Here is a 7,056-nt window from a genome sequence, read left to right on the forward strand (position 1 = left end):
GGCGCGCGCCGCCGTCGGCCGGCTGGCGGCGCGACTCGGGATGACCGTGATCGAGGACGTCGCCCTCGGGATCGTTGCCATCGCCAACGAGCACATGGCCAATGCCCTGCGGGTGATCTCGCTCCATCGCGGACTAGATCCGCGCCGCTTTCCGCTCTTCTGCTTCGGCGGTGCCGGCGGGTTGCACGTCTGCGATCTGGCGCGAGCGCTCGGGATCCGGGAGACCCTCGTGCCGCGCGACGCCGGGGTCCTCTCGGCGCTCGGGATGCTCGCCGCATCCAGCGGACGCCAGTTATCGCGAACGCTCTCGGGTGTCCTCATCCCCGCCCGGCGCCGGGAGATCGGGGTTGCCCTGCGTACTTTGGCCGAAGACGGCCTGGCGGCCATGGCCGGCGAAAGGATCGGGCTCCCAGATAAGAGCTACCTCCGCGCGTATCCCAGTCTCGATCTCTGCTACCGGGGTCAGGCCCATACCCTGAACGTCCCCTGGCAGGGCTCGGGCGGGCGCGCGCTCGAGGCCTTCCACCAGGCCCACGAACGGCGTTACGGCCATCGCCTCGGGACCCCGGTCGAGCTCGTCAACCTCCGGGTGGCGCTGCGCGGACCGGCCGCCCGACTGCGCTTGGCGCGGCCCCCCTCGGGACGCCCCGCAAGCCCCACGCGCTGGATCACCGTGTACGAGGTCGCCGCTCCGGTACCGGTCTTCGAGCGCGGCGCGCTCACCGCGGGACAAGGGCTTTCCGGGCCGGCCATCATCGCAGACCCGGGCTCGACCACCTACCTGGCGCGTGGATGGCAAGCCACGGTCGATGACCATGGCCATCTCCGGCTCCGCGACTCGGCCGGCGTGTGCTGACCGCGAGCGCCCGGTGCGCCCATGGACCTCGCCTGGATTGTCGGTTACCATGCGATACCGTCTCACGACCCTACTTTCGTTCGGCTCCGGAGGATCATGTTCATGGGCTTGTTGGAATTATCAGTGTGGGGATATGTCGCGCTGACCTTGATACTGACGCATATCACCATCGTCTCGGTGACCGTGTTTTTTCATCGGCATCAGGCGCATCGCGCGCTCGACCTGCACCCGGCCGTGTCTCACTTCTTCCGTTTCTGGCTGTGGTTGACCACCGGGATGGTCACCCGCCAATGGGTGGCCGTGCACCGCAAGCACCACGCCTGTGTCGAGACCCCCGACGATCCCCACAGCCCGAAGATCTACGGGATCCGGAAGGTCCTCTTGGAAGGCACCGAACTGTACCGCGTCGGGGCCGCCGACCCGGAGACCCTCGACAAGTACGGTTTCGGGACGCCCGATGACTGGATCGAGCGCAACCTGTACACGGCGCACACCAAAAAGGGCATCTTTAGCCTCTTGGCGGTGCTGCTGGTCCTGTTCGGTCCCATCGGCCTGACCATCTGGGCGATCCAGATGCTGTGGATCCCGGTCTGGGCCGCGGGCGTGGTCAACGGCCTCGGCCACTATTGGGGGTATCGCAACTTCGAGTGCGGCGACGCCTCGACCAACATCTGCCCGTGGGGGATCCTGATAGGCGGCGAGGAGCTGCACAACAACCATCACGCCTTTGCCAGCTCGGCCAGGTTGTCCAACAAGTGGTGGGAGTGCGACGTCGGCTGGATGTATATCCGCGCGTTCGAGTTATTGGGCCTGGCGCGGGTCAAGAAGCTGGCGCCGCAGCCGGCCTACACGCCCGGCAAGGCCCTGGTCGACTGCGAGACGGTGACCGCGATCGTCACCAGCCATCTGCACGTCATGGCGCGTTACGCCCGCGAAGTGGTCCGCCGCGTCCACAAAGAGGAGTTGCGCAAGGCCGAGGGCCCGGCGCGGCGCATGCTGAAACACACCCGACGCTTGATCACGCGCGAGGAGTCGCGTCTGGATGAGCATGCCAGGCACCGTCTGCAGGGGGCCTTGGAGCATAGCGAGGCGCTACAGGTGGTCTATCGGTTCAAGCAGGAGCTGCAGCAGTTGTGGAAGGAACGCGCGGCGACTCAGGAAAGCCTCCTGCACGCGCTTCAGGAATGGTGTCGGCAGGCGGAGAGCACGGGGATCAAGGCCTTGGAGGACTTCGCCCTTTCGCTGCGAGGCTATGTCTTGCAGCCGGCTTAGGACCCGGCCACCTCCCCGCCAAAAAGAAACCCGCGTCAGGCGGGTTTCTTTTTTGAGCCAGGGTGGGCCGGCGACAGTCTCCCCGCGGCCCGGGCTGCGCGCGGAACGCAGAGCGGCTTCGTACCCGGCTTGTGATCGTCGCCGTTCTGGACTACGGTTGAAAAGGTGGAATCGCTTCGCGGAAACTACCGGTGCCGGCGACGGCTTTAGCACCGCGGATGGCGGCAGGTGGTGGTTGCGGGGTCGGCACCGGCCATCGGCACACACAGTGAAAGGGGGCGAGATGTTTGAATCCGATGAAGAAATCGTGCAAGAGCTCCTCTCCAGCGATGAGGAGTTCAAGCGTCTGTACCAGAAGCACCACGGTCTGAAAGACCAGGTCCATCAGGCCAACGAGGGGTCCCTCCCGCTCGATGACGTATCGCTGGAGAACCTGAAGAAGCAGAAGCTGTTGCTCAAGGACCGGATGGCGGCCATCATCGCCAACCGACGCCGTTCGAGGGAAGCCGTGGGCGGCTAGCCGGGTTCCGCGCCAGGCCAACGCCGAACCGGCCGGTGTCGAACCGGTCGCTACGGCTCATTTACCTTGATCTCCGATTGGGCGATCTTCCGATTGGGCCGCAGTGACAGGCTCGCGGCCAGCCTATATTCTGACGCTGATCGGTATAGTCGGACCGTACGCTACAGCGCGAAGCGGATGCCGATGAACAGCAGCATGCTGGCGAGGACGGGGCGGACGACCTGGTCCGGGAGTCGGACCCCGAGGTTGCTGCCCAGGTAGATCCCCGGCAGCGATCCGAGCAAGAGGCTCCCGAGCAGGACGAAATCCACGGTGCCGAGGTGTGCGTGGCCGAGACCGGCCACGGCGGTCAAGGGTACGGCGTGGGCGAGGTCGCTGCCGACGATCGACACGGCCGGCAGCCGCGGATACAGGAAGAACAGCGCGGCCGCACCGAGCGCGCCGGCGCCCACCGAGGACAGGGTCACCAGGACCCCGATCACCAGCCCCACCAGCACCGTTGCCGGTCCCTTGAGCTGCCGATGCACGGCGCGCACGGCCTGGAAGGGCTCGCGATAACTGAACTCCAGGAGCTGGCGCTTGAAGAGCAGGACCAGCGAGGTGAGGATGAGCGCCACTCCCAAGGTCGAGGTGATCAAGGCCGTGTAGTCCATGCCCTCTTGCTGGAAATGTCGGAGCGCCAGCAAGGTGAGCCCGGCGCCCGGCAGGCTGCCGGCGGCCATGAGCCGGACGATGCGCCAATCGATGGTGCGCTGTTTGTGGTGCACGAGGATCCCGCCGCATTTCGTGATGGCCGCGTAGAGCAGATCGGTCCCCACCGCGATGGCCGGATTCACACCGAACACGAGCACCAAGAGCGGGGTCATCAACGATCCGCCGCCAACCCCCGTCAGCCCGACGATGAAGCCGACGACAAACCCTGAGAGCGTGTAAGCGAAATCCATGAGAGCTGGGTCCTTGTGGTTGGTGGCGTGCCTGTCTGCACTCTAGCAGCAAGATCCTATATCGATAAAGAATACTTTGTTATACCCTTATAGCCCGAGTGAACTAGGGTCGGGCGATGAAACTTCAACAGCTGCGCTATCTCGTGGAGATCGCGCGCCACGACCTCAACCTGTCGGCCACGGCCGCGGGCCTCTACACCTCGCAACCGGGGATCAGCAAGCAGATCAAGCTCCTGGAAGAGGAGCTCGGGTTGCGGGTGTTCACCCGCAGCGGGAAACATCTGACCGAGGTCACGCCGGCGGGCCAGGCCGTCCTGGAAGTGGCGGACCGCATACTCGCCGACGTCGCGACCATCCGCCGCATCGCCGAGGACTTCAAGGACCACCGGCACGGGACCTTGAGCATCGCCACGACCCACACCCAGGCGCGCTATGCGCTGCCGCCCGTCATCAAGGCCTTCATCGCGAGGTATCCCGAGGTCGCCCTGCACATGCACCAGGGCACCCCGATGCAGATCTCGGATCTCGCCGCGACCCGCCAGGTCGATTTCGCGATCGCGACCGAGGCCCTGGAGCTGTTCGACAACCTCGTGATGCTCCCCTGTTACCGGTGGAACCGCAGCATCCTCGTCCCACACGGGCATCCCCTCACCGAGGCGACGCCGCTCACCTTGGAGGCGGTGGCCGGCTACCCGATCATCACCTATGTGTTCGGGTTCACCGGCCGCTCGCAGTTGGACCAGGCGTTCCGGAGGCATGGCCTCGCGCCGCGCGTGGTCCTGACGGCGGTGGATGCCGACGTCATCAAGACCTATGTGAAGCTCGGTCTGGGGGTCGGGATCATTGCCGGCATGGCCTATGATCCCAGGACCGACCAGGACCTCATGCCGCTCGACGCCGGGCACCTGTTCGAGCCCAGCGTGACCCGGATCGGGTTTCGAAAAGGGACCTTTCTACGCGGCTATATGTACGATTTTATCGAGGGCTTCGCCCCCCACCTCACGCGCGCGGTGGTAGAGGCGGCCGCCACCGCTCGTTCCCGGGAAGAGACCGAGGCATTGTTTACGGGGTTCGAGCTGCCCATCCATTGATACCGTCTACCGGGAGGACTACCGGGCGCATCTGACGTTGGGTTGAAGGGGGGCGGAATGATGTGTCATGTGACGGATCGCCCCGACAAGCATCTATCCTGCGGCCCCGCCGAAAGAAAAGCCCCTTGCAGGGAGGGGCCTTGGGATTGCCTTGGTTTCCCGGATTCCGCTTCGCGGCGTCCGGGCTACTGGTGCACTCGTTGACATCGATCGACGTCACAGATGCGTGCCATCACGCATACCAATCGACTATCGTCAGCCCGGGGATCCTGGAAAACTCGCTCACGTTGTGTGTCACGAGTATGGCCTGATGGGCCTTGGCGGTGCCTGCGATCAGGTTGTCGAGCGGGCCGATGGGTAATCCGCGCCGTTCAAGATCCGCGCGTATGCCGGCCGCGGCGGTGGCTTCTTTCCTTTCGAAAGGCAGCACCGTCACGAAGCCAAGGAAGTCTTCGAGCTGGGCGCGCCGCACACGCGGAGCACTGGTTTTCGCGAGACCCACCTCCAGCTCATAAACCGTGATGGTGGAAACGGCCACCTCTCGCGGAGCCACTCGCAAGAGACGCACGGCCACCTTGCCCTTACCTTTGAAATAGTAGATAAGGGTATTGGTATCCAGCAAGTACATACATTACAGAGGTTCGCGGAGCGAGTCCTGCCCCACTCCCTGCCGCAGATCCTCGGCCTCCGGAAAATCGGGCCAAGTGCCGGCGAGGGCCGCGAGCTGCGGAGGCCATTCGTCGGAAACCCGCTCGCGAACCACCTTCGCCACCCACTTGCTCTGGGACAAGCCCGATGCCTTGGCGACTGCCTTGAGCTTGCGGGCCGTGTCTTCATCCAGATATAGATTGACCTGCGCCATGCTATCCACCTCAAGCGAATAACGCCCGTTCACGTATATGGACAAGTATAAGTGCCGCAGCCCTCGCTCGCAATAGTGCCTGGGGAACGAAGGATGGTGAATAGGAGCGGATCGTAGCCTGGGTGAAGCGCAGCGGAACCCAGGGAACGACGACCTGTCCGGTAAAAGAAAAGCCCCTCGCGGGGAGGGCTTTGGAGTTGCCTTGGTTTCCCGGATTCCGCTTCGCTGCATCCGGGCTACGATCCCTAAATAATCTATAAACCCGCCCTACGGCCCTTGCGATGTGAAATCACAGTAGCTTGACCGATAGGCCAATCGACAACGATACTTGCGCGAGGGCAAGCCCAGCCATCCATTTGATCACGTCCAACCTGAGCTCGGCGAGGTCTGCCTTGGTTGCCAACCGCGTGGCGACCGATTCCGAAAGCGCCTCTTGTTGCGCTTCCGCCATGGCCTTGGCCTGGGGCCTCGGGGACGCCGGCGGCCTTGAGCCTTTCGACGAACTTGAGGGTATCGAAGGTAACGGTTGTCATGGGGGCAGTATAGCCTGGTCAAGAACAAAGCCCCTCGCGGGGAGGGGCTTTGGGGCAGCGCGGGTATCCCGAGGTGCCACGGCGGCCTTGAGGGTGTCCCGGATTCCGCTGCGCGGCACCCGGCTACACGTCCAGCATAGGGGCTACGCCCGCTAGGCCGACGACACCGCAATTGCGATGGGCGCGGGCCCAGTCATTTGCGAAACGGATTTGATGATCGTAAGTTTACCGTCGATTCTCTGTCCCGATTGCAGATCTTCCGAATATAGCACGGAGCAGCCCGCAAGGAGGGCGGCGGCAACGATCGCGCGTCGTAGATGTGAAAGGCGTAGCGCTCGGCGAGCAACCGGGCGCGATCATGCGTCTCGAGGGTGAGTGGCTCGACACCACACACGGCTCGGACGATGCTCACGGCCTCCCCTACCTCGCTTCAGGACATGCCGAGCTTGCGCCTCGCGACCGCGACGAGCTCGTTGAGCACCTGCACCGAGACGAGACCCCCGCTCGCCGCGATTCGGCGCGATCGGCCTTTGTTGGATCGGAGGAAAAGAGATATAGCACTACATTCGTGTCGTGGAACGGCTCAGGCACGCTCATTGACCTCAATCCGATCGAACCTGTAGCTCGCGGGAAGGCGACCGCGGTACTTGCGCAGGCGAGCCAGCAGATCTCTCGCGCGGGGCTTGCGGCCGATCTCGACGGATCGTGTCCCGAGCACATGGAGCTCGATCTCCTCCCCCTCTTTGAGCTCCAATGCTTCGACCACCGACGCCGGCAATCGGACCGCCAGGCTGTTTCCCCATTTCGATACGCGCATGGCTTGTAGGCCTCGTAAGGATATACGTGATAGGACTAACGAGGCTTCGCCTCAGACCGACGAGATGTATGTCGTAAGGCCGGGGCGTGGTGCATAATGGAAGGAGAGGCTCCGGTTCGACGGTGAAGAACTGCACGCAGTTCTTGCCAATGATGTAGGCC

The 7,056-nt window shown here is 63.9% G+C and carries 9 protein-coding genes and 1 pseudogene; 4 read left to right on the forward strand and 6 right to left on the reverse strand.

All coding sequences use genetic code 11. The annotated features are described in order from the left end of the window. The 3 genes from M3461_21465 to M3461_21475 form a co-directional block, all read left to right on the forward strand. A partial coding sequence (locus M3461_21465; protein MDQ3776731.1) for a hydantoinase/oxoprolinase family protein occupies window positions 1–856 on the forward strand: 856 nt, incomplete at its 5' end. Window positions 857–949: 93 nt separating this feature from the next. Further along, window positions 950–2,128: a transposase gene (locus M3461_21470; GenBank protein MDQ3776732.1), complete on the forward strand. Its 1,179-nt coding sequence runs from the start codon at window positions 950–952 to the stop codon at window positions 2,126–2,128. A gap of 283 nt (window positions 2,129–2,411) precedes the next feature. Then, window positions 2,412–2,648: a DUF465 domain-containing protein gene (locus tag M3461_21475; GenBank protein ID MDQ3776733.1), complete on the forward strand. Its 237-nt coding sequence runs from the start codon at window positions 2,412–2,414 to the stop codon at window positions 2,646–2,648. Window positions 2,649–2,809: 161 nt separating this feature from the next. On the opposite strand, the gene M3461_21480 is transcribed toward M3461_21475, so the two are convergent. Continuing rightward, the gene (locus tag M3461_21480; GenBank protein MDQ3776734.1) at window positions 2,810–3,592 is read right to left on the reverse strand and encodes a sulfite exporter TauE/SafE family protein; all 783 of its coding nucleotides are present in this window, start codon (window positions 3,590–3,592) and stop codon (window positions 2,810–2,812) included. Between the two features lie 116 nt (window positions 3,593–3,708). Between M3461_21480 and cysB the strand changes: the two genes are divergently transcribed. Beyond that, a complete protein-coding gene (gene cysB, locus M3461_21485; protein MDQ3776735.1) occupies window positions 3,709–4,683 on the forward strand; it encodes an HTH-type transcriptional regulator CysB in 975 nt (324 codons plus the stop codon). A gap of 232 nt (window positions 4,684–4,915) precedes the next feature. On the opposite strand, the gene M3461_21490 is transcribed toward cysB, so the two are convergent. The 5 genes and pseudogenes from M3461_21490 to M3461_21510 form a co-directional block, all read right to left on the reverse strand. Beyond that, a complete protein-coding gene (locus M3461_21490) occupies window positions 4,916–5,311 on the reverse strand; it encodes a type II toxin-antitoxin system VapC family toxin (protein ID MDQ3776736.1) in 396 nt (131 codons plus the stop codon). 3 nt (window positions 5,312–5,314) lie between these two features. Continuing rightward, on the reverse strand, window positions 5,315–5,545 hold the full coding sequence (locus M3461_21495; GenBank protein ID MDQ3776737.1) for a CopG family transcriptional regulator: 231 nt from the start codon (window positions 5,543–5,545) through the stop codon (window positions 5,315–5,317). 289 nt (window positions 5,546–5,834) lie between these two features. Further along, on the reverse strand, window positions 5,835–5,996 hold the full coding sequence (locus tag M3461_21500) for a hypothetical protein (protein ID MDQ3776738.1): 162 nt from the start codon (window positions 5,994–5,996) through the stop codon (window positions 5,835–5,837). A 234-nt stretch (window positions 5,997–6,230) separates the two neighbouring features. Further along, a pseudogene (locus M3461_21505) lies at window positions 6,231–6,675 on the reverse strand (PIN domain-containing protein). Beyond that, complete coding sequence (locus M3461_21510) at window positions 6,662–6,895, reverse strand: AbrB/MazE/SpoVT family DNA-binding domain-containing protein (protein MDQ3776739.1); 234 nt, start codon at window positions 6,893–6,895, stop codon at window positions 6,662–6,664. Before M3461_21510 ends, M3461_21505 begins: the two are co-directional and overlap by 14 nt. Between the last annotated feature and the right edge of the window lie 161 nt (window positions 6,896–7,056).

The organism is Pseudomonadota bacterium (assembly GCA_030860485.1).
Lineage (GTDB): Bacteria > Pseudomonadota > Gammaproteobacteria > JACCXJ01 > JACCXJ01 > JACCXJ01.